General features: G+C 62.5%; 24 protein-coding genes. 15 read left to right on the forward strand and 9 right to left on the reverse strand.

The features are described from left to right. Positions 1 to 47: 47 nt before the first annotated feature. Both JOE62_RS14215 and JOE62_RS14220 read left to right on the forward strand, forming a co-directional pair. Positions 48 to 401, forward strand: a complete 354-nt coding sequence (locus tag JOE62_RS14215) for a hypothetical protein (protein ID WP_204722848.1) — start codon at positions 48 to 50, stop codon at positions 399 to 401. 44 nt (positions 402 to 445) lie between these two features. Further along, positions 446 to 856 carry an Hsp15 family ribosome-associated heat shock protein gene (locus JOE62_RS14220; protein ID WP_204722849.1) on the forward strand — a complete coding sequence of 137 codons (411 nt, stop codon included), beginning with the start codon at positions 446 to 448 and terminating at the stop codon, positions 854 to 856. Here the strand turns inward: JOE62_RS14220 and JOE62_RS14225 are convergent. Further along, entirely contained in the window at positions 853 to 2,802 is a 1,950-nt protein-coding gene (locus tag JOE62_RS14225; RefSeq protein WP_204722850.1) for a S9 family peptidase, read from the reverse strand. The genes JOE62_RS14220 and JOE62_RS14225 overlap by 4 nt on opposite strands. Positions 2,803 to 2,877: 75 nt before the next feature. Here JOE62_RS14225 and JOE62_RS14230 point away from each other — a divergent pair, with 75 nt between their 5' ends. Next, on the forward strand, positions 2,878 to 3,417 hold the full coding sequence (locus JOE62_RS14230; protein WP_204722851.1) for a DUF1697 domain-containing protein: 540 nt from the start codon (positions 2,878 to 2,880) through the stop codon (positions 3,415 to 3,417). 60 nt (positions 3,418 to 3,477) lie between these two features. Beyond that, positions 3,478 to 4,134 carry a trimeric intracellular cation channel family protein gene (locus JOE62_RS14235; protein ID WP_204722852.1) on the forward strand — a complete coding sequence of 219 codons (657 nt, stop codon included), beginning with the start codon at positions 3,478 to 3,480 and terminating at the stop codon, positions 4,132 to 4,134. Here JOE62_RS14235 and JOE62_RS14240 read toward each other — a convergent pair. After that, a complete protein-coding gene (locus tag JOE62_RS14240) occupies positions 4,131 to 5,387 on the reverse strand; it encodes an MFS transporter (protein WP_204722853.1) in 1,257 nt (418 codons plus the stop codon). The two genes, JOE62_RS14235 and JOE62_RS14240, sit on opposite strands and share 4 nt — an antisense overlap. A 17-nt stretch (positions 5,388 to 5,404) precedes the next feature. Next, entirely contained in the window at positions 5,405 to 5,959 is a 555-nt protein-coding gene (locus JOE62_RS14245) for a TetR/AcrR family transcriptional regulator (protein ID WP_038991629.1), read from the reverse strand. A 134-nt stretch (positions 5,960 to 6,093) separates the two neighbouring features. Between JOE62_RS14245 and JOE62_RS14250 the strand changes: the two genes are divergently transcribed. The 3 genes from JOE62_RS14250 to JOE62_RS14260 all read left to right on the forward strand — a co-directional run bounded on the left by JOE62_RS14250 (position 6,094) and on the right by JOE62_RS14260 (position 9,227). Then, positions 6,094 to 7,611, forward strand: a complete 1,518-nt coding sequence (locus JOE62_RS14250) for an MFS transporter (RefSeq protein WP_204722854.1) — start codon at positions 6,094 to 6,096, stop codon at positions 7,609 to 7,611. A gap of 292 nt (positions 7,612 to 7,903) precedes the next feature. Next, entirely contained in the window at positions 7,904 to 8,107 is a 204-nt protein-coding gene (locus JOE62_RS14255) for a cold-shock protein (RefSeq protein ID WP_013349999.1), read from the forward strand. A gap of 127 nt (positions 8,108 to 8,234) precedes the next feature. After that, the gene (locus tag JOE62_RS14260) at positions 8,235 to 9,227 is read left to right on the forward strand and encodes an MsnO8 family LLM class oxidoreductase (protein WP_204722855.1); all 993 of its coding nucleotides are present in this window, start codon (positions 8,235 to 8,237) and stop codon (positions 9,225 to 9,227) included. Here JOE62_RS14260 and JOE62_RS14265 read toward each other — a convergent pair. Beyond that, a complete protein-coding gene (locus JOE62_RS14265) occupies positions 9,214 to 9,696 on the reverse strand; it encodes a hypothetical protein (RefSeq protein ID WP_204722856.1) in 483 nt (160 codons plus the stop codon). The genes JOE62_RS14260 and JOE62_RS14265 overlap by 14 nt on opposite strands. A gap of 21 nt (positions 9,697 to 9,717) precedes the next feature. After that, positions 9,718 to 10,983 carry an MFS transporter gene (locus tag JOE62_RS14270; RefSeq protein WP_338085803.1) on the reverse strand — a complete coding sequence of 422 codons (1,266 nt, stop codon included), beginning with the start codon at positions 10,981 to 10,983 and terminating at the stop codon, positions 9,718 to 9,720. Between the two features lie 218 nt (positions 10,984 to 11,201). On the opposite strand from JOE62_RS14270, the gene JOE62_RS14275 reads away from it, so the two are divergent. From JOE62_RS14275 to JOE62_RS14290, 4 genes are all read left to right on the forward strand, one after another. Then, on the forward strand, positions 11,202 to 11,675 hold the full coding sequence (locus tag JOE62_RS14275; RefSeq protein WP_204722857.1) for an Lrp/AsnC family transcriptional regulator: 474 nt from the start codon (positions 11,202 to 11,204) through the stop codon (positions 11,673 to 11,675). 135 nt (positions 11,676 to 11,810) lie between these two features. Beyond that, complete coding sequence (locus JOE62_RS14280; RefSeq protein WP_204722858.1) at positions 11,811 to 12,074, forward strand: hypothetical protein; 264 nt, start codon at positions 11,811 to 11,813, stop codon at positions 12,072 to 12,074. Positions 12,075 to 12,120: 46 nt separating this feature from the next. After that, positions 12,121 to 13,026: a LysR substrate-binding domain-containing protein gene (locus JOE62_RS14285; protein WP_204722859.1), complete on the forward strand. Its 906-nt coding sequence runs from the start codon at positions 12,121 to 12,123 to the stop codon at positions 13,024 to 13,026. Positions 13,027 to 13,085: 59 nt separating this feature from the next. Continuing rightward, positions 13,086 to 14,150 (forward strand): 3-hydroxyisobutyryl-CoA hydrolase, encoded by a 1,065-nt coding sequence (locus JOE62_RS14290; protein ID WP_204722860.1) that lies wholly within the window; start codon positions 13,086 to 13,088, stop codon positions 14,148 to 14,150. On the opposite strand, the gene JOE62_RS14295 is transcribed toward JOE62_RS14290, so the two are convergent. From JOE62_RS14295 to JOE62_RS14305, 3 genes are all read right to left on the reverse strand, one after another. Further along, positions 14,147 to 15,910, reverse strand: a complete 1,764-nt coding sequence (locus JOE62_RS14295; RefSeq protein ID WP_239543856.1) for an FMN-binding glutamate synthase family protein — start codon at positions 15,908 to 15,910, stop codon at positions 14,147 to 14,149. The genes JOE62_RS14290 and JOE62_RS14295 overlap by 4 nt on opposite strands. 62 nt (positions 15,911 to 15,972) lie before the next feature. Then, complete coding sequence (locus tag JOE62_RS14300) at positions 15,973 to 17,733, reverse strand: amino acid ABC transporter ATP-binding/permease protein (protein ID WP_204722862.1); 1,761 nt, start codon at positions 17,731 to 17,733, stop codon at positions 15,973 to 15,975. Next, positions 17,733 to 19,427, reverse strand: coding sequence for an ATP-binding cassette domain-containing protein (locus tag JOE62_RS14305; protein WP_204722863.1), 1,695 nt, complete (start codon positions 19,425 to 19,427; stop codon positions 17,733 to 17,735). Before JOE62_RS14305 ends, JOE62_RS14300 begins: the two co-directional genes overlap by 1 nt. A 164-nt stretch (positions 19,428 to 19,591) precedes the next feature. On the opposite strand from JOE62_RS14305, the gene JOE62_RS14310 reads away from it, so the two are divergent. Both JOE62_RS14310 and JOE62_RS14315 read left to right on the forward strand, forming a co-directional pair. Further along, positions 19,592 to 20,578 (forward strand): acyl-CoA thioesterase, encoded by a 987-nt coding sequence (locus tag JOE62_RS14310; RefSeq protein WP_204722864.1) that lies wholly within the window; start codon positions 19,592 to 19,594, stop codon positions 20,576 to 20,578. After that, positions 20,575 to 21,183 (forward strand): phosphoribosylanthranilate isomerase, encoded by a 609-nt coding sequence (locus JOE62_RS14315; protein WP_204722865.1) that lies wholly within the window; start codon positions 20,575 to 20,577, stop codon positions 21,181 to 21,183. The genes JOE62_RS14310 and JOE62_RS14315 overlap by 4 nt, the downstream gene beginning before the upstream one ends. Before the next feature lie 23 nt (positions 21,184 to 21,206). Here the strand turns inward: JOE62_RS14315 and JOE62_RS14320 are convergent, their stop codons facing one another. Further along, positions 21,207 to 21,758 carry an acyl-CoA thioesterase gene (locus JOE62_RS14320; RefSeq protein ID WP_204722866.1) on the reverse strand — a complete coding sequence of 184 codons (552 nt, stop codon included), beginning with the start codon at positions 21,756 to 21,758 and terminating at the stop codon, positions 21,207 to 21,209. 150 nt (positions 21,759 to 21,908) lie between these two features. Here JOE62_RS14320 and JOE62_RS14325 point away from each other — a divergent pair, with 150 nt between their 5' ends. Both JOE62_RS14325 and JOE62_RS14330 read left to right on the forward strand, forming a co-directional pair. Next, the gene (locus JOE62_RS14325; protein WP_204722867.1) at positions 21,909 to 23,279 is read left to right on the forward strand and encodes a sensor histidine kinase; all 1,371 of its coding nucleotides are present in this window, start codon (positions 21,909 to 21,911) and stop codon (positions 23,277 to 23,279) included. Next, positions 23,276 to 23,941 carry a response regulator gene (locus JOE62_RS14330; protein ID WP_204722868.1) on the forward strand — a complete coding sequence of 222 codons (666 nt, stop codon included), beginning with the start codon at positions 23,276 to 23,278 and terminating at the stop codon, positions 23,939 to 23,941. Before JOE62_RS14325 ends, JOE62_RS14330 begins: the two co-directional genes overlap by 4 nt. The last annotated feature ends 65 nt before the right edge of the window (positions 23,942 to 24,006 follow it).

Below are 24,006 nucleotides of genomic sequence, written 5' to 3' on the forward strand. Positions count from 1 at the left end.
GTTGGCATTCAGCAGAAACTCAATCTCCGTAGCTATGATTTGTTGTCATGGGGATTGTGAAAGTTCGAAAGTCAGCGGCGCTAATTGCTATTTCAAGCATGGCGCTTTTGAGCAGCGGATGCGCATTTGTCGAGGACACTGCAGCCGATGCAGCCAATCAGTTGACTGATGCAGCGTCCAAGGAAATCGTGCGCCAGGCGTGCGCTCCCGTCCAGGACGGCACGATCGACGCAAGCGAACTTCGCGTCCTCTCATCCATAGTGAAATCAGTTCAAGGTGGCGGCCTGCCACAGGAATTGGTTGATGTGCTCCAAGAGCTGGCGAACTCCGGAGACCAGGCACCCGAAGCCCTGCAGCAGCGCCTGGTCGAGATTTGCGACGAAGCGGAAATTTCCAACTAGCCGCCGTGGGCTGCACCAAGTATCCGGTGATCTAGACTTCTCTCATGGTCGACATTCCAACAAGCGGCAAAGTACGTCTCGATGCCTGGCTGTGGGCGGTGCGCATCTACAAGACCCGTTCGGCTGCGACCACTGCCTGCCGCGCCGGGCATGTCCGCTTGAACGGCGACCCGGTTAAGGCTTCGCAAGCTGTGGTTTCCGGTGATCGCATCCGTGTGCGCAAAGACGGTTTCGACCGTGACCTGGAAGTCAGCGGGCTGATCTCGAAGCGTGTTGGCGCGCCAGTTGCCGCCAAATGCTACATCGACCACACGCCGCCCCGCGAGCGCCTGGTCATTCCCCAGGTACCGATTCGCGAGCGTGGCGCCGGCCGGCCCACCAAGAAGGACCGCCGCGAAATGGATCGCTTGCGGGATTCCTGGCAGGCCCCTCAATCAGGTTCTGATCTGTTCTAGGACAGTTCAATCGCCGGAACGTCGGTGGTGAATCCGAAGATCTGCGCGTAGAAAGCCAAGGAGCTTTCCAACGCCTTGATGATGTTTTCCGACTTCCTGAAACCGTGCTGTTCCCCTTCAAAGAGGATGTAGGCATGGTCGATGCCGCGTTCGGCGAGCGCGTCAGCTACCACCTGCGACTGCGCCGGCGGCACCACTTTGTCTTCATCACCCTGCAGCAGCAGTACCGGGCAGGAAATCTTGGATACGTGGTTGATTGGCGCGCGCTTCTCATACAGTTCAGCGGCTTGAGGGTACGGTCCCACCAGCGAGAACATGTACTGGGATTCGAAGTCGTGGGTGTCCTGTACCAATCCCACCAGATCCGAGACGCCGTAGCGGCTGATGCCTGCGGTGAAGGCGTCTGAGAAGGTCAGTGCGCACAGCACGGTCCACCCGCCAGCACTGCCTCCTTCGATGCCGATGCGTGCCGGGTCGGCGATCCCCTGCGCCACCAGCGCATTGACCACGGCGACAGTATCGGCCACATCAACCACGCCCCAGGCACCGCGCAGGCGGTTGCGGTACTCACGTCCGTAGCCGGTGGAGCCGCCATAGTTCACGTCGACAACACCGATTCCGCGCGAGGTGTAGTAGGCCACCGTGGCGCTGAGCGTCGGCGAGGCTTGGCTGGTTGGCCCGCCGTGCACGAAGGTGACGAATGGCGGCAGTTCACCTTCCATTCCTGCATAGCCTTCCTGGGATGGGCGGTAGAGCAGGGCATGGACGGATTGTCCCGCGAGGTTCTTGCACTCGAATTCCTCGACGTCTGGAAGCATCGCTGGGTTCGGCAGCTGGGCGATCGCTCGGGTCACCGCGTGATGCTCCAGCGTATCTAGGTTGATTAAGGTAATTTCTTCGCCCTGGGTCATCGATGACGTGCCGGCGAGCAGCCAGCCCTCACGCACCGCGAACGGTCGAACGCGGGTAAACGGCAGGTCGAGGTCCTCCAGTCCACCGGTATCCGCGTGCAGGCGTGCCAGTCTGGTGGTTCCCGTGCCGTAGGAGCAGAGCATGGTGCGGGCGCTTTCTGCCAGGTACCACCCGGTACCTACCTGCCAGAGCGGGCCAGCGAATTCTGCGGGACGGTCAACGAGCCGGGTGATGCGCGCTGAGCTGTCCTGGTAGAGATAAGGGTTCCACCAGCCGCTGGCATCCGAGATGAAGGTCAACTGGTCATCGTCAAGCCACTCTGGCTGCATGACCGAGATATCGGTTCCACCGGCAATGACAGTGTCCTTGAGTTCGCCTTCGCCAGCGAAATCGGCCAGGTGCAGTTCGGTGGAGTCCCACGGCATATTCGGGTGTTCCCAGCTGATCCAGGACAACCGGGTTCCAGCTGGATTCATCCGAGGCGCTGCGACAAATCGCGCAGGGGCGCTGAGCATGCGGATCTTGTCCAGGTCTTCGGCTGCGCTGCCGTCCAGCGGGATTTGCACGATATGGCGTACCGGATCTGCTCGCAGGTCTTCCATGATGGCCAGGATGGTGCCTTCCGGGCCTTCGGTGAATTCTGCGAATCTCAGCTGCGGGTCTGCGCCGTTGCCGCTGGCCGGTGTCAGTGCCGTGGGGTTGTGCGTGCCTGCAGTCTGGGAGTACACCCGCTGGTCAGCGAAGTTCGCGAAGACAATGGCCGGCGTGCTGCTTTCAATGAGCATCCAGCTGGAGCCGCCGTATTCGTGGACTCGGGAGCGCACGTTGTACGGGGCCTGGATGAGTTCTGCGCCGGGCGTGCCGTCGGTGCCGTATTCCATGAGCGTGATGCGCCCGCCTTCGGCGGGACGGCCTTCTTGGACAATCAATTTGTCCCCGTAGAAGCAGGCACCGCCCAGTGGCTTGGTTCCTGCTGCAACGTCATGCGCGGAAATCGATGATGGCCAGGATCCAAATGGCAAGTGCGTAGGCATATTCTTGATCCTAGCGATTTTTGCGATTCATCACGACCCTCGACAAGAATCAATTCGATGCGCTTGGATTGATCCATGACGAGATATGCAGTTTTCCTGCGTGGTGTGAACGTCGGCGGGGTCAAGGTCCTGATGAAAGATCTGGTCCGCCTGCTTGAAGATGCTGGTTTCACCGATGTGAAAACGCTTCTGGCCAGTGGCAATGTCGTGCTCAGTGCGCGCAGTGCTGACCTGCTGGCCGTCAAGGAAAAATGCGATGCGGTCCTGGCCGAACACTATCAGCGGCCGATTCCCACGATTGTCTGCACCGTAGAGGAAATCCAACGGCTCTCCCAGCCTTTCCCGCTGCCTTTGCCTGAACCGGCCAGCGAGCACCACGGGTATTACTCGCTCTGCGAATCAGCTGCGGATGCCCAGGCGTTGGGCTCTGCCATCCAGGACCTGGCTGAGCCCGCAGCCCATCTGGTCCAGGACCGTGCCGTGGCATGGATTGTCCGCAAGGGGCAGAGCACCACGAATCCCGTCGGGAAGCTCATGGACGCCCAGGCTAAGCAACGCCTGGTGACGACCAGGAACCACAACACCCTGGTCAAGGTCGCAAAGATTCTTGGCTGAGATCGCCGGTGAGCAATAATTGAGCCTTGTCCCCCTGATTGACCTGCAAAAGGCTTCGGAATGTACATCCTGTTCGAACTCATTGGCATTTTCTTCTTCGCCGTCGCGGGTTCCTTGATGGCCGCGCGCCGCGGATTCGACCTGCTCGGCTCCGCCTTCCTCGGCGGAGTCTGCGGTTTGGGCGGTGGAGTGGTCCGGGATTTGATTCTCAATCAATCACCGGCGACGTTCGAGCACCCAGTGTATTTTGTGCCCCCGCTGCTCGCTGCACTGTGCGTTTACGCGTTTACCCCAGCGGTGCAGAAATTGCACCGACTGGTCCAGCTCTTCGATGCGGCGGGGCTGGGCCTGTTCTGCGTCACCGGTACGCTCAAGGCCCTTGAAAACAACTTTAATCCGGTTACGGCGGTCTTGCTCGGTGTCATCACGAGCGTGGGCGGCGGCTTGATGCGCGATGTCATCTCCAATGTCACCCCTGATTTGTTCAACCCGCGCGACATCTATGCGCTGGCCGCCATGGTGGGCGCGGCGCTTACCGCCGTGGCATGGCATCTGGGTGTGATGAACGTTCCGGTGGGTGCGGGCATTGCCGCTTTGGCTTTCGCTATCCGCGTCGCGTCCATCCGCTTCAGTTGGTCGGTGCCGCTGGCCGCTGGCCATTGGCATCGATCCCATCCCGCGCCGGGGCCCAGTGATGGTCCCCAGCGCCACTATTAGTCGATGCGCTCGAGCTTGCCCAGCTCTTCGGTGCCTGGCGAATCGTCTTCGATGGTGCGTGGCGGGTTGATGATGATCGCACCGATCAGCATCACCACGACGCAGCCACCGAGCATGGAGAAGGCTGCTCCCCACGAATCGGTGGCCTTCTGCACCACGCCGAAGAGCATCGGAACCACTGCGGCGCCTGCGTAGCCCAGGCCCTGGGCGAAACCGGAGAGTACCCCCGAGCCGTATGTAGTGCGCGAGCGCAAGTTCATCATCAGCAAGGCGACGGCAAAGGTGCCCTGCCCGAGCCCGGCCAGGCAGATCCACAGCGCCGTATTCTGTGTTGGCGACAGGTAGATGCCAAGGTGGCCGGAGATCCAGCAGGCGGTGAAGACCAGCACTGCAATGATCGGATGCTTCAAGCGCGGTACCCAGAGCGGGACCAGGAGGCTGACCGGCAAGCCGAGGATCGCGAAGAGCGCGAGCATGTTGCCGGCAGCCAGTTCGTCCAGGCCGCGGTCCTGCAGGTACGGCGGAAGCCAGGTGAAGTAGACGTAGGTCTGCGCCGAGTTGCCCGCCAGGAAAATCGCCAGGCCCCATGCCACCTTGGACGTCCACGGGTTGATCTTGGCGATCGGCTGCGGTAGCCCACTGGGGTGCACCGGGTTATCCGGGCGTTGCGTCCCGCGGTCGGCGAAAAGCTGCACCACCCAGGGCACCAGAACGATGCCCGACAGGGCGGCCCAGGAGCCGATGGACACCTTCCAGTCGCTGAGGTTGGCCAGCGGGACAGAGAACTGCGGGGCCATCCAGGTGCCGACGGCCAGCATCGTGACATAGCCGCTGGTGACCATGCCGATGCGGTCCGGGAAGTACTTCTTGACCAATGGCGGCAGCACCACGTTGCCCATGCCGTAGCCGGCCAAGGTAATGATCGACAGGGCGAGGAAGGAGTAGACCTCGGGCATGAAGACCCGGGCGACCTGGCCGATGACTGCCAATGCCAGCGAGATCATCAGGGTTTTTTCCAGACCGAACGCCTTGATCAGCCGCGGGGTGAGCAGCCCGAAGACCGCGAACGCAATGGGTGCGAGCATGGCCAGCAGGCCGATGGTGAACTCCGTGAATTCAATGTCCGACTCAATGCGGGAGAGCAGTGGGGATACGGAGACCACTGCGGCGCGGAGCGAGAGCGCCAGCAGCAGGATGCCAAGCAGTGCTCCAACTCGTCCTCTGATTGGAGAAGCGACGCTCTGGTTCTTCATTGATTTCTACCTGCTCGCTATTCGTTGAGGTTTCCCAACTTTTTTATTTTCGAAACTAACTCTAGTAAGCGATCGAGCTCACCATCAAAATTGCGCTCGTACCAAGTCCCGGGCAGGGCCAGGTTTGCGTAGAGCCCCTCGCCGGCAAGCATCACCAGATGCGCGATGTCCTTGCTGCCGACTTCATCCAGAATGCACCGGTACCACCGCTCATTGGTGCTCTCGATTTTCTCCGTCGCCGCCTTGACCCCGGCCTGGGCCAGGCGTTGCAGGGCCACCAGATGCCGGTCCAATTCGGTATCGACTTCCGCGCTGGTGCGCACGTAATAAACCGACGCGCCCTCCGCCGCGGTGCGCATCGACTCCGCATCCCGGGCAACATGCTCCTCCGCGGCTTCGATGACTGCGTCGGCCAGGGCTTCCTTGGAGGCGAAGTGGTACAGCAGCCCTCCCTTGGAGACTCCAGCGCGTGCGGCCGTGGCGTCCAGCGTGGCAGCCCGCTCCCCTTCTTCGCACAATAGTGCGATGTAGGCGTCAAGCACTTTGCCGCGGGCAGCGGGTGGGCGAGCCATAGTTCTCCTTTTCCAGGGCATAGTTCGTGATCGATCTGACTTTACCAACAATTGTAACTATACCGTCTAGACGGTACAGTTATTAACTGCGGCAGAGAGCCGCGCATTCCACTTCCTACCCAAGGGCGAACGTCATGACCTCGAATATCTCCGAACGCGCACTCATGCTCAGCAAGCCGCGCCGTTGGGCGGCGCTGGTTGTCCTGCTGTTCCCCGTCCTGCTGATTTCTGTCGACAACACTGTGCTGTCCTTCGCGGTGCCGTCAATCACCGAAGCACTGTCCCCAACCGGAAACCAGCTGCTGTGGATCATCGACATCTACCCGCTGATCCTGGCCGGATTGCTGGTGCCGATGGGTTCACTGGGCGACCGCATCGGCCGGCGCAAGCTGCTGCTGATCGGCGCTACCGGCTTCGCGCTGGTGTCTGCCCTGGCTGCATTCGCCACGGACCCCACACAGCTGGTCGCAGCCCGCGCCCTGCTGGGCATCTTCGGCGCCATGCTGATGCCGGCCACGCTGTCGCTGATCCGAAACATCTTCCCGGATGATGTTGAACGCCGCACCGCCATTGCGGTCTGGGCGGCTGCATTTTCCGGCGGCGCAGTGCTGGGCCCAATTGTCGGCGGCGTGCTGCTGGAGCACTTCTGGTGGGGCTCGGTCTTCCTGATGGCCGTGCCAATGCTGCTTCCCCTGCTGATCGGCGGCATGATCCTTGTTCCCGAATCCAAGGACCCGAACCCTGGCCGTGTGGATCCATTCTCGATCCTGCTCGTGGTCTTCACCCTGCTGCCTTTCGTCTACGCGATCAAGACCGCGGTCAGCGCGCCGTGGTACTTCTCAGCCGCGGCCATCGTCCTCGCCATTGTGTGCGGCGTTGCTTTCGTGCGCCGCCAGCTCAAGACCCAGCAGCCGATGCTCGATGTCCGGCTGTTCAGCAACGCGCTGTTCTCGGGCGCGCTGATGGTCAACCTGATCGGCATCTTCTCGCTGGTGGGCTTCATCTACTTCGTCTCACAGCATCTGCAGCTCATTGCAGGGTTCTCCCCGCTCCAGGCGGGGCTCTGGATGACGCCCGGTCTGGCGCTGACCATGGGCTTCGGCTTGCTCTCGGTGGCACTGTCCCGCCACTTCGGCACGCCGAATGTCATGGCCATTGGACTGATCCTCTCCGCGGCCGCCTACCTCATGGTGATCATGGCAGGAGAAGGTTCCAACACTTTCCTGCTGCTGGCCGCATTTGCAGTCCTGGGCACGGGCATCGGCATGACCGAGACCTTGTCCAATGACATGGTGCTCGCCGCGGTTCCAGCGTCCAAGGCCGGCGCGGCCTCGGCCATCTCTGAAACCGCCTACGAGGTGGGGTCGGTACTGGGTGTCGCGGTGCTGGGGACCATCTTGAATACTGTCTATTCCTCGCGGCTGCTGGTTCCGGGCTCGCTCACCGACACCCAGGCGCAGCTGGCAGGTGAAACATTGGGTGGTGCACACCATGTGGCCGCTTCGCTGCAGCCTGCCGACGCGCAGGCCCTGCTGGACTCCGCCGCGCTGGCTTTCGACCACGGCGTGGTGCTCACTTCCGGTATCGCCGCAGTCTTGTCACTGGTCGCTGCAGCAGTGGTGTTCCGCGTTATCAAACCCGCATTTCGATGAACTCCCCGAACCAGTTACCCAAATTTTTGATTAATTGGTTCAAAGTTGTTCATTTGTCGTCAGCAAACACGTAGGCTAGGCAATGTAGTTCCAAAGTAATTCGCGAAGTACCCGTTAGAAGTTTGTGAATGTCTTACCACCTCGGTTGACGCGAGCCCCTTCTAGACGTGAAGTGAATGACTTGGCTGCTTCGCATCATTCGTAATCCTTCCCGGATGCCGAACGGTGCGTAGATTACAACCAAGCTCGCCAGCTAAACGGCGAGAAACGTCTGAAAGGACCAAATAAGAATATGGCAACCGGAATCGTCAAGTGGTTCAACGCTGAAAAGGGCTTCGGCTTCATCGCTCCAGACAGCGGCGATCCAGACGTCTTCGCACATTTCTCCGCAATCCAGACCCAGGGCTTCCGCACCCTGGACGAGGGCCAGAAGGTGGAGTTCGAAGTCGTTGAGGGTCCAAAGGGTCTGCAGGCTGCAGACATTCGCGCTCTCTAAAGCAGGGCTTTGGCACTTACGCCAGACTTAGCCTAGGAAACGGCTATCCGCACAGCGGGTAGCCGTTTCCTGCGTCTGCGGCAGAAATTGAAGGAATATTTCCTAGCCATCGGCGGTTGTACCGGATGTGAAGCTTTCTATCCTGGATCTGGCACCGGTTGCACCCGGGTCAACGATTTCCGATTCTTTCAAGTCCTCCGTCCGCCTGGCGCAAACCGCAGAACGCCACGGGTATGAACGCGTCTGGTACGCGGAACATCACAATATGCCCACCATCGCTTCCAGTGCGACCTCGTTGCTGATCAGCCACATTGCCCACCACACCGAAACCATCCGGCTGGGCTCGGGCGGCATCATGCTGCCAAACCACTCCCCGCTGGTGATCGCCGAGCAGTTCGGCACGCTGGCCGAAATCTACGGCGACCGCATCGACCTGGGCTTGGGCCGCGCCCCGGGCACCGACATGACCACCTTGCGCGCCTTGCGCCGCGATCCCTCGGCCGCAGATTCCTTCCCGCATGACGTGCTGGAACTGCAGGCTTACCTGGCCGGCGAATCCCGGGTTCCCACCGTGGCAGCCACTCCGGGTGCAGGGACCAACGTCCCGCTGTACATTTTGGGATCCTCGCTTTTCGGCGCAAAGCTCGCAGCCCAGCTGGGCCTTCCATATTCCTTCGCTTCGCATTTCGCACCTGCGGCGCTGCATGAGGCAATCCGCATCTACCGCGACGAATTCACCCCATCAGAGCAGCTGGCTGAACCGTATGTCATTGCCGGAGTAGGCGTACTGGCTGCGGAAACTGCCGAGCGCGCGCATGAACTGCTGGAAGTTGCCCAGCGCCATCGGGTGGCCAGCTTCATCGGCCGCTCGGCGAAGAAGGAGTTCACCGAAGCAGAGGTCGATATGCTCATGGATACTCCGCAGGCGCAGCAGATCCTGGACATGATGCGCTACACGGCAGTGGGCACCGGGGAGCAGGTAGCTGAATACTTGCGCCACTTCGCTTCGGCAGCGCAGGCGGATGAACTGATCACCATCCATTACCCCACCGAGGAGCAGGCCCGGCTGGATTCGGTGATGATTACCGCCGAGGCCTGCCAGCTGGCTATTGCCCAGTAATTCCGATCCAGCGCTTTGCTGCCATCACCAGCAGCGCCACCAGGGCGAGGGTCAAGCAGAACTCGACGCCAATATAGGCATAGTGCCATAGCGATCCGCCATCCGAATTTCCTGCAAGTACCGCATCGGTACGCGCGGAAAGTCCAGGGCGGATCGCTGCGGTTTTAAGCAGCAGCATCAATCCGACCAGCCCTACGCCCCAACTCCATGCCTTGCCGGCACCACGCTTGAGCGAACCGGCAAGCAGGGCGATGAAGAACAGGATCTCGACCATGTTCATGGCGAAAAAGACCCGGCGGCCAATGCCCAAGCCCAAGGGAATGGTAATCCCGGGTGCGGTGAATTTCAGTGGAGCCTCGATGAACGAGATGCCGATAATCAGGCCGAGCCACAGTGCAGGAATGTAGATCCGTGCGGCCATAGCGCACTTGGCGCCCGTGCTGGCAAGCGCGTGCAAAGAACTAGTCATGCTTCCACAGTACGCCGGATCCTAGCGTGCTCGGCGCAGTCCCGTCCATGCCCAGATCGTGAGCGCAGCGGCCACCACGGAGCAGAAGAGGGAGAAGACCAAGATGCTTTGCTGCTGTCCGAAGACTCCCACGGCCCAGCCCAACGCGATGACCGGAACAGCGCTGCCAAGGTAGGTCACCAGGTAGATGGTGGACACCGTTTGGGCGTGCTGATGGTCGCTGACTGCATCCACAGCGGAGGCGAATGCGGTGCGGAAGGCGATGCCCTGGCCCAGGCCAAGGAGCACCAAGGCAGCGATCGCCCAGGCCAGCTGGCGATGCTCGGCGGCCACCGCCAACCCTACGGTGGAGGTTGCCATCAGCCCGAGTCCAATCGGCAGCAACTCCTTCCCGCCACGCACCACCAGCTGCGACAGGGCGGAGATGCCCAGTGGCAGGCCGGCAATCAAGCCAATGGCCAACAGCGACTCCAGGCCGAAGGCACTGGCGAAATAGCCCGGGGCCAACGACAGCACGAACCCGAAGATGGCAAAGCTCAAGAAGCCGACCAGGGCAGCGATCCAGAATTGCTCCCGGGCCGAGCTGGGGATGCCCAAGGGGCGTGGGGCCAGCGCCTTGCTCCGCTGACCGCGTTCGGCCAGTGCGATTGCGGGACGTGCCTGCAGGGTGCTCAAGGGAATCAAGACCAGCAGCAGCAAGAATGCCTGCACCACGAACACTGTGTGCCGTCCGCCGGGCAGATCCGCGAGGGCGCCGCCGAGCACCGGACCGAAGGCGACACCTCCAGAAGATGCCAGCAGCGTGAAGCGCGAGGCCCACTCGGGCCGGGATGGAAGCAGCTCGCGAAGCGCCGCTGCGCTGGCGCCTGTAGCCAAGGCGACCCCGGTGCCCTGCAGTCCACGGCCAAGGCACAGTTCCAGCAGATTGCTGGCCGAAGCGAACACGAGGGTACCGGCGATCGAGACGACGACTGCTACCACCAGCGCTGCACGGCGGCCTATATGATCCGACCAGTGTCCCACCGTCGAGAGGAAGAGCATCAGCGAACAGACATAGCTTGCGAAGGCCACTGTGGTTCCCATGGCACCCAGACGCAATTCGGCTTGCAGTGCCGGGTATAACGGGGTAGCCAGGTTGGCCCCGACCAGCAACAGGAAGCTGACTGCCACGGTGATCACCAGCCGGGCGGTGAGCCCCGGGTTCCAAGAGAGGACGCGATGGTTCATGGGCTGCATGCGCAGCTCGCTGATGACCGACAAATTCACTCCCAGAATCAAAGTAGCCACTACCAATTGGGCAAGAACGGTGCCCGGAAAAGTTTTTACCGGTGGGGCCACTCGCTGCCCCACCGGTGAGTTGAGCGTTCTGCTTGCGTTTGTCTACTGCAACAGAGCGTTCAATCACTAATATCCGCTCACCAGAAGCAAGCAGGGATCTTTCTTGATAGAATTTGAGCAGTTTGTTCAAAAAATTGACCCCGCAGTTGACCCGGAGTGAGCATATAGTGCGATTAGATGATGTAGACCTGAAAGTGCTGCTCGCGCTGATCATGGATCCCCGCATCCAGATCTCTGAACTCGCAGATGAGGTCGGTGTTGCGCGCAACACAGCGCAGTCGCGCTTGCGCCGGTTGCAGCGTGCCGAAATCCTGCGTGATGGCGGCCGTGACGTCGATTTGAGCAAGCTCGGCTATGACGTCCTGGCCTTCGTGACCCTGGAGGTGAACCACCGCGACCTGGATTCGGTCATCACCGCACTGCGCCAGATCCCCAACGTGCTCGAAATCCATGAGACCTCCGGACGCGGCGATGTCTGGGTGCGGCTCATCGCCACCGACACCCACCAGCTGCAGTCGGCGTTGCGCCAGATCCTGCGCATCAAGGGGGTCACCCGTTCGGAAACCACCTTCGCGCTCCATACGCATTTGGCCTACCGTGCCGCTCCCCTGCTGGAGCATTATGCGGAACATGACCACTAGGAAGTCATTCACTATCCACTGCAGAAAACAAGTCTTTCGTTTCGAGTATTCGGGTCCTACTCTGGGAATACGAGAAGTCACGAGGTAAATCCCCGGCTTCCGGCGGATCCCTCGTATTCGACGAAGGAGTACGCAATGAGCAAGGATTTCGACACTACAGAATTTGCGCCGGAGTACGGCAACGATATCTACGAACCCGATGACGGTCGGGATTCCCAGGCTTATGAGGGCTCCAGCGACATGCCCGAGACGATGCGCAATCTCGACCCGCTGGCACAACGCCACTACCTCTATGACGATGATCTGGAAACCGAGGATGATCTGGACAACGAATTCACCTCAGAAGAAGACGAGGACGGGGAAAATTCGGAGCTCGTTGATCTTGAGGACGAACTCTAGTCCGCGGGCTAAGCAAACCTTGGGCTAAAGGCCATAGACTTTAGAAGTGATTAATCCAGTTCATCTGCGCACATTGCTCGAAGTGGTGGCGCATCGTTCCTTTGCCACGGCCGCAACCCGCTTGGGCTACACGGCCAGCGCTGTCTCCCAGCAGATGACAGCATTGGAGCGGAGCACCGGAACCACGCTGTTCCTGCGCGGCGCACGCTCCATCACCCCGACGCCAGGGGCGGTGCGCATGGTGCGCCACGCCAAACGAGTCCTGACCGACCTCGACGCACTCATGGCAGACGTCGCCACGATATCCACCGAGCCTACTGACCTTGAGGAAATCAAGCTCGGCATCTTCCCATCGCTGGCCACCTACGCACTGCCGCAAATTCTCGAGGCCCCGGATTGGTCCTCCTTGGGCATCAACCTGCGCCTGTGGATCGGCGAACCCCAGCAGACTGTCGCGGGGCTCGGCACCGGCGGCGACCTCGACCTCGCACTGATTTTCCAGGTGGGACCCGGCGGACTGTCCTGGCCGGCATCCCTTGAACGCACCTGGCTGGGCGATGACCAATTCCGCGTGGTCATCCCGGCATCCTGGCCAATCGCCGAAGACTCCCAGCTGACCGTGGACCAGTTGGCCGAATGGCCATGGATCTTCCACCACCCGGGCACCTCGGACGCCACCCTGATTTCCCGGTTGTTCTCGTCCTACAACATCCACCCGCAGGTGGCCGCCTACTGCGATGACTTCAATGCGTCGCTGAGCCTGGTGTCCTCGGGTCTGGGAGCCGCATTGGTCCCCGATCTGGCCATGGCCAACGCTCCGGAAGGCATCCGCATCGTGGATGCGCCCGAAATCCGGCTGGCCCGCTCCATCTTCGCGCTGAAGCCTGAGAATTCAAGGAAACCGAAGGCAGCGCTGGTCTTGGACCGGCTCGCCCAGGTCCTCTCCCGCTAATTCATTGCGCCGCGGCCCCAGCGATGGCCGCCTGAGTCCCAAGAAAGAGGAGTATCCCGGTGGAGAACCCAAGCCCTGCATCCTCCAGCGACAGCGTGGTCATCTCGGCCGTGCATGGCCCCATTGGCCATATCCAGCTGAACCGCGCCGGCAAGCTCAATGCGCTGACTCTGGAAATGCTTACCGAGCTGGGCCGGGTGCTGCGCGCATGGGCCGCGGACCCTTCGATTTCCCTGGTGTTGCTCACCGGCCGCGGCGAGCGCGCCTTTTGCGCCGGCGGGGATATTGCCGATTTCCATGCAGCGGTCACCACCGGACGGCACCAGGATTTTGTTGATCTGCTCTCCGCCGAATTCGAGCTCGACTATCTGATCTCCGCCTACCCCAAGCCGCTGATCAGCTTGGCCCACGGCATCACCATGGGCGGAGGCATCGGGTTGGCCTCGCACGCACCGGTGCGTCTGGTGACCCCGAACGCCACCATGGGAATGCCCGAAGCGAAGATCGGCTACACCCCTGATGTGGGCGGCAGCCACCTGCTGGCCAACGCACCGGGACACTTCGGCGAATACTACGCCATGAGCGCGCAGTCCTTCACCGGAGCAGATGCAGTGCTTCTCGGCTTCGCCGACGTCGTGGTCACCGAGGAATTCGCCGCGAACATCCTCGATGAGCTAGAGGAATTCGCCGGGCTGAATGCCGGCGAGATCGCGGCAGCCATCGAGGTCATGCACGGAGCCCCGGAATCCTTCGCCTTGGAGATGGACCGCGGCTGGATCGACCATGCTTTCAGCGCCGGCTCCCCGCAGGAAGTCATCGAGCGACTGGAGCAGATGATCCATCCCGCGGCGCAGCGTGCAGCGCAGCTACTGGCAGCGAACTGCCCCACCAGCATGGCCAGCGCCTTCTACAACGTGCGTGCCGCCCGTGCTGAGCAGGACCTGCGTTCGGCATTGGACCGCGAACTGCGCTCGGCCCGCTACCTGATGCACCGCCCGGATCTTGCCGAGGGAATCCGTGCCCAGGTCATTGACAAGGACCGCAATCCCACATGGATTCCGTCTTCGCTGGACGAAGTCGACCACGCGGCCTTGCGGTCCCTGGCTACTGGTTCCGAAGGCTAGCTGTCGGCCCCGGGCTTGCCTTCTGGCCGGGTCACATCCGCATGCACCGGACGCACCTTCGCTGATTCCCGCGGCTCGATGCGCGGTGCGCTCACCGCATCTTCTGGTTCGTAGACCGTCGACGGGGTGATGTCCACGCTCCTGGGTGCCGCATAGTCCAGCGGTGCATGCTCGCCGAAGTGGTCCGCATCCGCCTCGTCCCAATCGTCCTTCCAGGAACTTGGAATGTCCTCTAGCAGCTCGCCAGGACGCAGCCACTGGAACAGCGAAGCGTAGGAGCGGGTGGACTGCAGGTTCACCCGGCGGCGCAGCATCCTGGTGTTCAGCTGTTCCGGGCTGGTCAGCCCCATCGAGGCCATGATCTGCGCGCATTCGGTCACAGTCAGGCGATGGTAGTTGTAGACGCGGTGCCCCTTGTCCTCCACATCCAGTGCGCGCATCAGGCGCTTGTTCTGCGTGGCAACGCCCACCGGGCAGTGGTTGGTGTGGCATTGCTGGGCCTGGATGCAGCCGGTGGCCATCATCATGGAGCGTGCCGAGAAGGTGAAGTCCGCACCCTGGATCAGCCGCTTGATGATGTCCGAGCCGTTGGCGACCTTGCCCGCGGCGGCGAGGCGGATTTCATCGCGCAATCCGGCACCCACCAGGGTGTTGTGCACCAGCATCAACCCTTCGGTCAGCGGCGCGCCGACATGGTCTTCGTATTCCAGCGGGGCGGCGCCGGTGCCGCCCTCGGCACCGTCAATGGTGATGAAATCCACCAGGATTCCGGTTTCCAGCATGCCCTTGCACAAGGCCATGACGTCGGTGCGGGAACCGACGCAGAACTTGATCCCCACCGGCTTGCCTCCACTCAGTTCGCGCAGCTTCGCCACGAAATGCATCAATTCGCGCGGGGTGGAGAACTCTGCGTGGCTTGCGGGCGAAATGCAGTCCACGCCCATCGGGACATCGCGGGCCGCGGAGATCTCTTCGGTGACCTTGGCAGCTGGCAGCACGCCGCCGAGCCCGGGCTTGGCGCCCTGGGAGAGCTTGATGGTGATGCCCTTGACGTTCTCGTGGTTCGCCTTGGCCGCAAAGGTTTCAGGGTTGAAACGGCCTTCCGGGGTGCGGCAACCGAAGTAGCCCGAACCGATTTCCCAGAACAGGTCGGCACCGTATTCCAGGTGGTACTTGGTCAGCCCGCCCTCGCCGGTTTCGTGGACGAACTCGCCCATCGCCGCTCCCTTGTTCATGGCGAGCACGGCGTTGGCGGACAGCGACCCGAAGCTCATCGAGGAGATGTTCATCAGCGAGATCTCATAGGGCTTCGAGCACTGGCTGGAGCCCACCCGGACGCGGTGCTGCGAGGTTGCCGGAGCCACCGGGGCCGCCGAATGCAGCAGGTATTCGTGGCCGACTTCATTGACGTTCAGCTCCGTGCCGAAGGCCTTGTGGCTATCTGCGCCCTTGGCCCGTGCATAGATCAGCGAGCGGGTATCGCGGCTGAAGGGACGTCCATCGGTATTGCGCTCGATGAAATACTGCTGGATCTCGGGGCGGATGAACTCGAAAAGGTAGCGGGCGTGCCCGACGATCGGGAAGTTGCGCAGGATCGCGTGCTTCTTCTGCCACAGGTCCCTGATGCCCAGCAGCACCAGCAAGCCGGTCAGCACGACAAGGATCCACCAGACCCATTCTCCGGAGGTGCCGGCAAGGATCGCCGTCACCACGAAGCCAGTGAATAGGACAGCCAGAAACAGGAGAACCACTATTCGCATCATATTGCGAGCCTAGTACGTCCCTTCCAGCTTGTCAGTCCCCTCAAACCAGCGCCCATGAATCAGCTGGGCAGGACCCTGTCTGCTTCGCGCACGGACATGCGGGAGAACAAGGATTGCTCGTCGGCCAGCAGATCCTGCGCCGCACCGCGTTCGCACACCCGGCCATCGCGGAGCACCAGCACGCTTTGTGCCCGGTGCAGGATCGAGAGCCGGTGGCTGATCATCAGCACCGCCATCCCTTCGGCGCGCCGGCGCTCCACAGCATCCAGGACCAGCTGCTCGCTGCTGGCGTCCAGCGCGCTGGTGGATTCATCGAGGATCAGCACCGCAGGCTGGCGCAGCAGCGCCCTGGCCAGGGCCACCCGCTGCCGCTGGCCGCCGGAAAGCCGTGCAAAGCGATCCCCCAGCCGGGTCTGCAAACCGTCCTTCTGCTTGCGCAGCCATGGCCCCATTCCCAGCTCTTCAAGGACCGCTTCCATCGCCGCGTCGCTGATCCCCTCGGCACCGAGCAGCAGGTTCTCGCGCAGCGTGCCGCGGATCATCACCGCCTCTTGGGAGACCAGGATGATTCGCTGGCGCAATTGCGCCAAGCTCGCCGCTTCCAGCGGCACATCAGCAAAGCTCGTCATGCCTTCCGCTTCCACCGACCCCACGAGGGCGGCGGCGATCGAGGACTTGCCGGAGCCACTCTCGCCCACCATGGCGATCAAGGATCCCGGTTCGAGGTCGAAGTCCACGCCCTGAACGGCGCGACAGCCGTCGAATTCAACACAGAGATCCGAAACGCGCAAGGTGCCGGTGGCAGGCAGTGGCAGCGGGTTGGCCGTTTCATGCACCGGATGGCTTGCTGCTGCGGTGGCATGCAGCCGGCGAGCGCTGGCCAGCGAATCCTGCAGGCCCAGGATGAAGCCGTCCACGGCGCGCACCGCTTCATAGGACGGGACCAGGGCGCAGCACACCAGGAGCAGCGTGCCGAATTCCCCGGCGGATCCCAGCAGGACAAAGAGCGTGAGCAGGCTGCCCCAGATCACCAGCTGGGTCAGCGTGGCCCGTACTGCGGTCCAGATACCGGCCGAGCGGGTGGCCTTCCTGGTCTGCTGCAGGCTGCCGCGCAGGCTCTCCATGACCGATTTGCCGGCGTTGAAGCCGTGGATCACGTCGATGCCAGCCAGCGTGTCGGTCAGCAGCTGATTCTGGACGCCGCGGGCGGCGGCGGTGCTCCTGGCGCTGGAGCGCAGGGAGCCGACGCCGATGGCCGGGATGAGCACGCCAATGAGCACATAGCCGGCGAGCAGCACTAGGGCTGGTTCGCTGCCGAAGAGCGTCCAGGTGCCCCATGTTGCCAGGACGCTGACCACCACGGCCGCCACGGCCGGGGGCAGGGTGTGCGCGAAGAACACCTCGACCTTGTCGATGTCGCTGGTGGCCTTGGCGAGCATCCCGCCGGAATTCTTGGTGCCCGCATTGAATGGCGCTTGGCGTTCGAAGGCCTCGTACATGCGGTTGCGCAATCGCGCCAGCGAAAGGAACGCCACCCGGTGGCCAACATACTGCTCCAGGTAGCGCAGTGCTCCCTTGGCCAGTCCTAGGAAGATCACCGCGGCTGCTAGCATGCCCCAGTCGGTGCCGGCTGGCAGCATCCCGGTGTCCAGCTGCAAGGCCTTGGCCAGGCCGAGGCCGGCGATGACGTAGATTCCCAGGGACGCCAGCCGGGTGGCGCAGGCGAGCACGCAGGCCAGCAGCAGCGGCGGGAGCAGATCCCTGGTGCTGCCCAGCAGCCAGGCGACGGTCTTGAGCGTGGAGGTTTTCCGCGTATGCATCAGTTTCCCTCCCCTATTTCGGTCCGGCCGCCGGTGTGCAGGGCTTCGGCGCGGTGGCGGAATCCGTCCATTGCCTCTTTGAGATAGCCATCGGTGGCAAGCAGTTCTTCGCGGCTTCCGGCCTGGATGAGCTGTCCCTGGTCCATGACCAGCACATAGTCGTAGTCGGCGAGCAGACCCAGACGGTGGGTGACGGTAATGACCGTGGTGCTGCGGTCCAAGCCGCGCAGGGTTCCGAGCACCTCCGCTTCGCTCTGCACATCCAGGGCGCTGGTCGGTTCATCGAGCAGCAGTATCGGCCGCTGCGCGAGCAAAGCCCGGGCAAGCGCCAGGCGTTGGGCTTGGCCTCCAGAGAGGCGTGCCCCTCCTTCGCCCAGGCGTTGGTCCAATCCATCGGGCTGTCCGTCGAACCACGGTCCCAACCCGACCCGGCGCAGCGTGTGGAGCAGTTCGCCGTCGCTGGCGCCGGGCGCGCCGAGCAGGAGGTTCTCGCGCAGGCTCATGCCAAAGAGCGTTGCCTGCTGTTCCACCACGGCGGTGCTGGCTTTCAGGGTTGCCGGGCCCATGGCCTGGCGGGCATCGCGGATAGTGCCCTCCGACGCCTCGAGCTGGCCCTGGAGCACGCGCAGCAGGGTCGTCTTGCCGCTGCCCGAAGGCCCGATGATGGCCGTCCGCGAGCCTGCCGGGAAATGCCAGGAAATGCCGGATAGCGCATGCTGCCCGCTGTCGTAGCCGGCGCTGACGCCTTCCAGGAGCAGATCGCGATGGCGCAGGTCCACGTCCAGCGGGTTGGCCATGGAACGGTGCATCGGGATGCCAGCGACTTCCGCCAGCTTCTTCTCGGCGGCTTTACCGGTCATCCCGATGTAGAAGAAGCTGCCCACGTAGTTCACCGGGGCGAGCATCAAGAAGCTCAGGATCACCAGGGACAGCGCTGCACCGGGCGAGATGGCCCCGGAGCCGGCGCGCCACCAGGCCAGCAGGCAGGCGGTGGCAAGCAGCAGCACGGCGAAGCTTGAATCGATGACCAGCAGGATCAGCTGGTTGCGGGCCAGCAGCTTCATCACCTGCTGTCGTACCCGTTCGGTTGCCTTTTCGATGCGGGCGCCCATCCAGCGGCTGCCGCCGTTGAGCTTAAGCATGCCCAGGGAGCGCAGCGCATCAAGGAAGGTCGCTGAGAGGATGCCCTGGGCTCGGCGGTATTCTCCGTTCGAGGCGCCGAAGCGCCGCTGGAAGCCCAGCACGATGACCGGGACAAGGGCGGTGGGAACCAGCATCAGCAGTGCGCTGAGCGGGTCAATGGCAAAGGCGATGAAGCACAGGATCAACACCGGGGTGGCCACTGCGGAGACAGCCGGGCCGATGAAGCTGGAACGGTACTTCACCGATCGTTCCACCGAATCCATGGCCGCATGGACAAGTTCCCCCTCGCCTGCGGCACGCGCCGCCAGCGGGCCTATGGACAGATAGTGCTTGAGCAGCTTCAGGCGGTGGTGCTCGGTGAGGTCTTGGCCGTTGCGCGAGATCACCACGGGAATCAGGAAGGTGGCGACGGCCACGGCCAGCAGCTCGCCGATAGCACTGAAATACCATTGGGCGCCCAGCCGGCGATGGGACAAGAGCTCATCCAGGCCCTGGCCCACGACGATCACCAGGCCGGCGGTTCCGGCCGCGGCAATCAGGCTCAGTGCCACCACTATGGCTGTTGACGCCGAAAAAATTCCAAAGACCCTACGCACCCTCCTATCCTAGGCCAGAGCCACCCGGCAGCCGCCCGCCGCGGAATGTGCCGTCAAAGCGCGGGCCGTGAAGCGTCATACGTTGCCTGTGGCCTGCGAAGTGCGCGAAACTGGAGTGCATGAGCACTCCGGAGCTGAAACAACGTCCGCATTCTGTCACCTTGCGGTTCCTCGCCGCGCCGACCGACGTCGATGTGACCGGGATTGTGGCTGCGGGCACCGTTCTCGAATGGGTCGACAAGGCCGCCTACGCCGCAGCGGTGGGATGGTCCTCCAGCTATTGCGTCACCGCCTATGTCGGCAACATCCATTTCGAGGACCCGATCCACTCCGGGGATCTGGTGGAGGTCACCGCTTCGGTGGTGTACACCGGCACCAGCTCGATGCATATCCATACCGAGGTGTCCTTCAGCGATCCGCGCGAATTGCGGCCGGTGAAATCCAGCAGCTGCCTGGTGATCTTCGTAGCCGTGGACGAGGGGGGCAAGCCGACACCGGTTCCAACGTTCACCCCGGGCACGGCCAAGGAAATCGCCATGCGCGAGAATGCGCTGGCCCGTATCGAGATCCGCGAGCAGATTGTCGCGTCCATGAATGGCCAGGTCTACACCGATGAAGGCACCGCCGAGCGGGTTGTCCTGCGCTTTTTGGCGGCGCCGACCGATGTGAACTGGGGCGGCAAGGTGCACGGCGGCATCGTGATGAAGTGGATCGATGATGCCGCGGAGCTGTGCGCGGCCCGCTACTGCCAGCAGGAAACCGTTGCGGTGTTCTCCGGCGGGGTGCGCTTCTACCGGCCGCTGCTGATCGGCCACCTGGTGGAGGTCGAAGCCCGCCTGGTCTATACCGGCAACAAGGGCATGCACATTGCCGTGCATGTGCGTTCGGGCGATCCGAAGACCACCAACATGCAGCTGACAACCTACTGCCTGACCGTGATGGTCACGCGGGATGAAACCGGGACTGCTGTTCCGGTCAAGCCGTGGGTCCCGGTCTCCGAGGAGGACCGGCGGCTCTGGAATCACGCCCGCGACCTGCTGGCCATCCGCGCGAACGCGCCCGGCGGCTACACCCCAGTGCATCTGGCCGAGGAGAACGCCAAGTGAGCACAGATAAGCCATTCGTCAAGGTTTGCGGCCTCTCCACAGCCCAGGACGTGGACGTCGCCGTGGCCCACGGCGCCGATGCCGTCGGGTTCGTGCTGACCGAAAGCGTCCGCGAAATTCCGGTCCAGCGCGCTGCCGAACTGGTCAAGGCGGTTCCCGCAGGCATTGCCACCGTCGCAGTCTTCCGCGGCGAGGACATCGGCAAGGTGCTGGAGCGGGCCGGACAGGCCGGCGTGGGCTGGGTGCAGCTGCATGGCCAGCGCACCGCAACGGATGTGGCCGCCGCCCACGAGGCGGGGTTCAAGGTCATCCGTGCGGTACGCCGCAATGACCCCGAAGAGCAGTTCGCCGATTGGGGCGAGGAGCTGCTGCTCATCGACGCCTCGGTTCCAGGCAGCGGCGAAAGCTGGGACTATGCGGCGGTGAAGGACCTGGCCGCGGGACGCCGCTGGCTGGTGGCCGGCGGGCTGTCCACGCAGAATGTGACTGAAGCCTTGGACGCCTCCGGCGCTTTCGGCGCCGATGTCTCTTCCGGCGTGGAGTCAGCGCGCGGGGTCAAGGATCCCAAGCTGATCGCCAGTTTCATCGAAGCAGCCAAGTCCTAGCCAAGCTCCCCGCGACAGCTGATTCAGCGGATCCAGTTATGCGGGGCGGGCTTGCGGGTGCTGGGCAGCGCACCGTCCTCGCGCCATTGGTGCAGCCATTGAGGCAGCACCAGGTCTTCCGGCATTTCCAAGCCGACAGCCGACAGGATTTCCTCATTGGGAACTGCGCCCTTTTTCGAGGTCATGCGGGTGGCAATGTAGGCGCGGGCGTAGATCTCGCCCTTCACCACGATGCGCTGCTCGAAGTAGATGCACTTGTCGTCCATGCCGATCAGCCGGGTTTCCTGCGAGAACTTGGTTCCCAGGCGGACCGACTTGCGGAACGTGATGGTCTCGGTCTGCACGACCGGAACCCACTTGTTCTTGGACATGATGTCCCAGACGCCTGAGCGGAACATCAGATCGAAGCGTCCGAGGTCGAAGATGGAGAAGTACATGCCGTTGTTGATGTGGCCGGCAAAGTCGATATCGGTCAGCGTGGCGCGCATGTCCACTGAGCCGGTGTCGAACAAGGTCAGCTTGGAAGCCGTCTTGCTTTTCAGGTAGACCAGGAGGATTCGGAAAATCATGTGCATACCATCACATTACTCGTTAGTAACCTTTATTCCTAGATCATGTCCTTCCCAGCTCAGCATCGAGACTAAGCCTCCAGGCTCATGCCCGGAACAGCGCAAAACGGTAAAATCGGTTCCAATGCCTGGCCAACGCAACAAACAAGGAACATCATGCGCCGACTGCCCGAGCTAGTTCACCGTCGGCTCCCGACGCTGCCTCCGGTGGATTGGGAACGCCCCGCTCCCGGTCGGAAGGGACTGCGCCGCGATGTGATCGTTGCCGCGGGCTTCCTGCTGCTGGCGCTGGCCATGCACGAACTCATGCAGTCCCTGACCGAACGGGAGGACGCGCCAGATCGCCTGCTCTCCTACCTGGTGCTGGCGTCCTTGATCGTGCCGCTGATGTTCCGCCGGCGCTGGCCGATTTCGATGATGCTCATCGGCTCGGCTGCCTTCTTCGGCGCCGGTAACGAGAACACCTACCGGGTCGGCATGGAACTCTGCGCGCAGCTGGCCTATTTCATTGGCATCTACACGGCGGTTACCTGGTCGAAGAACCGCCGGGGACTGTGGACAGCGATGAGCCTGGTGCTGTTGTTCATGGCCACCTGGCTGATCATTTCCTTTTTCTCCTCGGACTTGTTCAAGGCGACCGGCACCTCCATGGTCGAAGAACCGGCAGGCGTCCTGCCCGCAGCCACGGCCTTCGTCCTCTACAACCTGCTGATGAACCTGATGTTCTTCGGTGGTGCGATCTTCCTTGGCATGGTCAGCTGGACCAACGCCTACGCCAGCCAGATCGTCGAAATCCAGGCGCAGCGCATTGCCGAGCAGTCCCAGCAGCTGGCAGACCGCGCGGTCAACCAGGAACGGCTGCGCATTGCCCGCGAATTGCACGATGTGATCGCGCACCACATCGCCTCGGTGGGAGTCCAGGCTTCGGCCGCCCGCATGGTGCATGACCGGGATCCCCAGCAGTCAATCGAGCTGATGCGCGGCATCGAATCCTCGGCGCGCAGCGCGGTCAGCGAAACACGCGCCCTGCTGGGCGTATTGCGCGAACATGACGACCCGGATGATGTGCCGGGCTCGGCCGAGCGCGCACGGAACCCCGAACCGTCCATGGCGCAGCTCGATGAGCTGATCGCCACGAATGAACGGCAGGGACTGGGCATCCAGCTCTCGTGCGATGAGCACCAGCCCGGCTTCATTTCTTCCCTGCCAGCCGGCCTGTCGCTCGCGCTCTACCGCATCAGCGGCGAGGCCTTGGCCAACGTCCGCGCGCATTCCACTGCCCGCACAGCCACCTTCTCGCTGCGCTCGGGAACCGATGCGGAGGGCGCATGGGTAGAAGTCGAAGTCACCGACAACGGCCGCCCGCGTCCCGATTCAGCCGGAGGCGGCTACGGTCTGCGAGGCATCCGCGAACGTGCCAAGCTGCATCACGGGTTGGTGGAAATCGGCCCGCGCATTCCGCACGGCTGGCGTACCCGAGCCCGGTTGCGGGTGGTCTCCGACGCGGCAACTAGACTGTCATCATGAGCAAAATTACCGTGGTGATCTGCGACGATCAGTCCCTGATCCTGTCGTCGCTGAAATTGATCTTGCAAACCGACCCGCAGATCCAGGTCATCGGCACCGCAGAGAACGGCCAAGCGGGCCTGGACATGGTCCGCGACCTGAATCCCACGGTGGCGCTGATGGATATCCAGATGCCACAGATGGACGGCATCGAAGCCACCAAGCTCATCGCCAGCACCACGCAGACCAAGGTCATCGTGCTGACCACCTTCAACCGCGACGACTACCTCTTTGACGCCATGGATGCCGGCGCCAGCGGTTTCCTGCTGAAGAATGCCGACCCTGAAATGCTGGTCACCGCTGTGCACCAGGTCGCCGCCGGCCATGGGCTGCTCTCCCCCGAAGTCACGCTGAAGCTCATCCAGCGTGGGACCGGGGCTGACGCTGGCGCGGATTCGGCAGAGCCATCTGCCGAAGCACAGCAGCTTGAAACGCTCACCGAACGCGAACGCCAAGTCCTGTCCGAGCTGGCCCAGGGCAAGAACAACCAGGAAATCGCCGCGGTGCTCTCGCTGTCTGAAGCCACGGTGAAGACCCACCTGTCCAACCTGTTGGCAAAACTGCACCTGCGCGACCGGGTGCAGGGTGTCCTCTTCGCCCACCGCGCCGGACTCATCCAATAGTTTCATTCCCCAGAGGGAGCGCAAATGCTCCGTCTTTTCCTAAGCTGATGACCAGGAACAATATC

Origin of the sequence: Glutamicibacter nicotianae (genome assembly GCF_016907615.1) — a bacterium.
Classification (GTDB): Bacteria; Actinomycetota; Actinomycetes; order Actinomycetales; family Micrococcaceae; genus Glutamicibacter; species Glutamicibacter nicotianae.

What these genes read in the sequence shown, in the direction of transcription:
- JOE62_RS14265 (WP_204722856.1), bottom strand. Translation starts at nt 9,696, where the DNA reads ATGACTAGTTCTTTGCACGCGCTTGCCAGCACGGGCGCCAAGTGCGCT.
- JOE62_RS14310 (WP_204722864.1), top strand. Translation starts at nt 19,592, where the DNA reads ATGAGCACTCCGGAGCTGAAACAACGTCCGCATTCTGTCACCTTGCGG.
- JOE62_RS14220 (WP_204722849.1), top strand. Translation starts at nt 446, where the DNA reads ATGGTCGACATTCCAACAAGCGGCAAAGTACGTCTCGATGCCTGGCTG.
- JOE62_RS14215 (WP_204722848.1), top strand. Translation starts at nt 48, where the DNA reads ATGGGGATTGTGAAAGTTCGAAAGTCAGCGGCGCTAATTGCTATTTCA.
- JOE62_RS14295 (WP_239543856.1), bottom strand. Translation starts at nt 15,910, where the DNA reads ATGCGAATAGTGGTTCTCCTGTTTCTGGCTGTCCTATTCACTGGCTTC.
- JOE62_RS14330 (WP_204722868.1), top strand. Translation starts at nt 23,276, where the DNA reads ATGAGCAAAATTACCGTGGTGATCTGCGACGATCAGTCCCTGATCCTG.
- JOE62_RS14250 (WP_204722854.1), top strand. Translation starts at nt 6,094, where the DNA reads ATGACCTCGAATATCTCCGAACGCGCACTCATGCTCAGCAAGCCGCGC.
- JOE62_RS14225 (WP_204722850.1), bottom strand. Translation starts at nt 2,802, where the DNA reads ATGCCTACGCACTTGCCATTTGGATCCTGGCCATCATCGATTTCCGCG.
- JOE62_RS14235 (WP_204722852.1), top strand. Translation starts at nt 3,478, where the DNA reads ATGTACATCCTGTTCGAACTCATTGGCATTTTCTTCTTCGCCGTCGCG.
- JOE62_RS14255 (WP_013349999.1), top strand. Translation starts at nt 7,904, where the DNA reads ATGGCAACCGGAATCGTCAAGTGGTTCAACGCTGAAAAGGGCTTCGGC.
- JOE62_RS14325 (WP_204722867.1), top strand. Translation starts at nt 21,909, where the DNA reads ATGCGCCGACTGCCCGAGCTAGTTCACCGTCGGCTCCCGACGCTGCCT.
- JOE62_RS14240 (WP_204722853.1), bottom strand. Translation starts at nt 5,387, where the DNA reads ATGAAGAACCAGAGCGTCGCTTCTCCAATCAGAGGACGAGTTGGAGCA.
- JOE62_RS14245 (WP_038991629.1), bottom strand. Translation starts at nt 5,959, where the DNA reads ATGGCTCGCCCACCCGCTGCCCGCGGCAAAGTGCTTGACGCCTACATC.
- JOE62_RS14320 (WP_204722866.1), bottom strand. Translation starts at nt 21,758, where the DNA reads ATGCACATGATTTTCCGAATCCTCCTGGTCTACCTGAAAAGCAAGACG.
- JOE62_RS14300 (WP_204722862.1), bottom strand. Translation starts at nt 17,733, where the DNA reads ATGCATACGCGGAAAACCTCCACGCTCAAGACCGTCGCCTGGCTGCTG.
- JOE62_RS14230 (WP_204722851.1), top strand. Translation starts at nt 2,878, where the DNA reads ATGACGAGATATGCAGTTTTCCTGCGTGGTGTGAACGTCGGCGGGGTC.
- JOE62_RS14280 (WP_204722858.1), top strand. Translation starts at nt 11,811, where the DNA reads ATGAGCAAGGATTTCGACACTACAGAATTTGCGCCGGAGTACGGCAAC.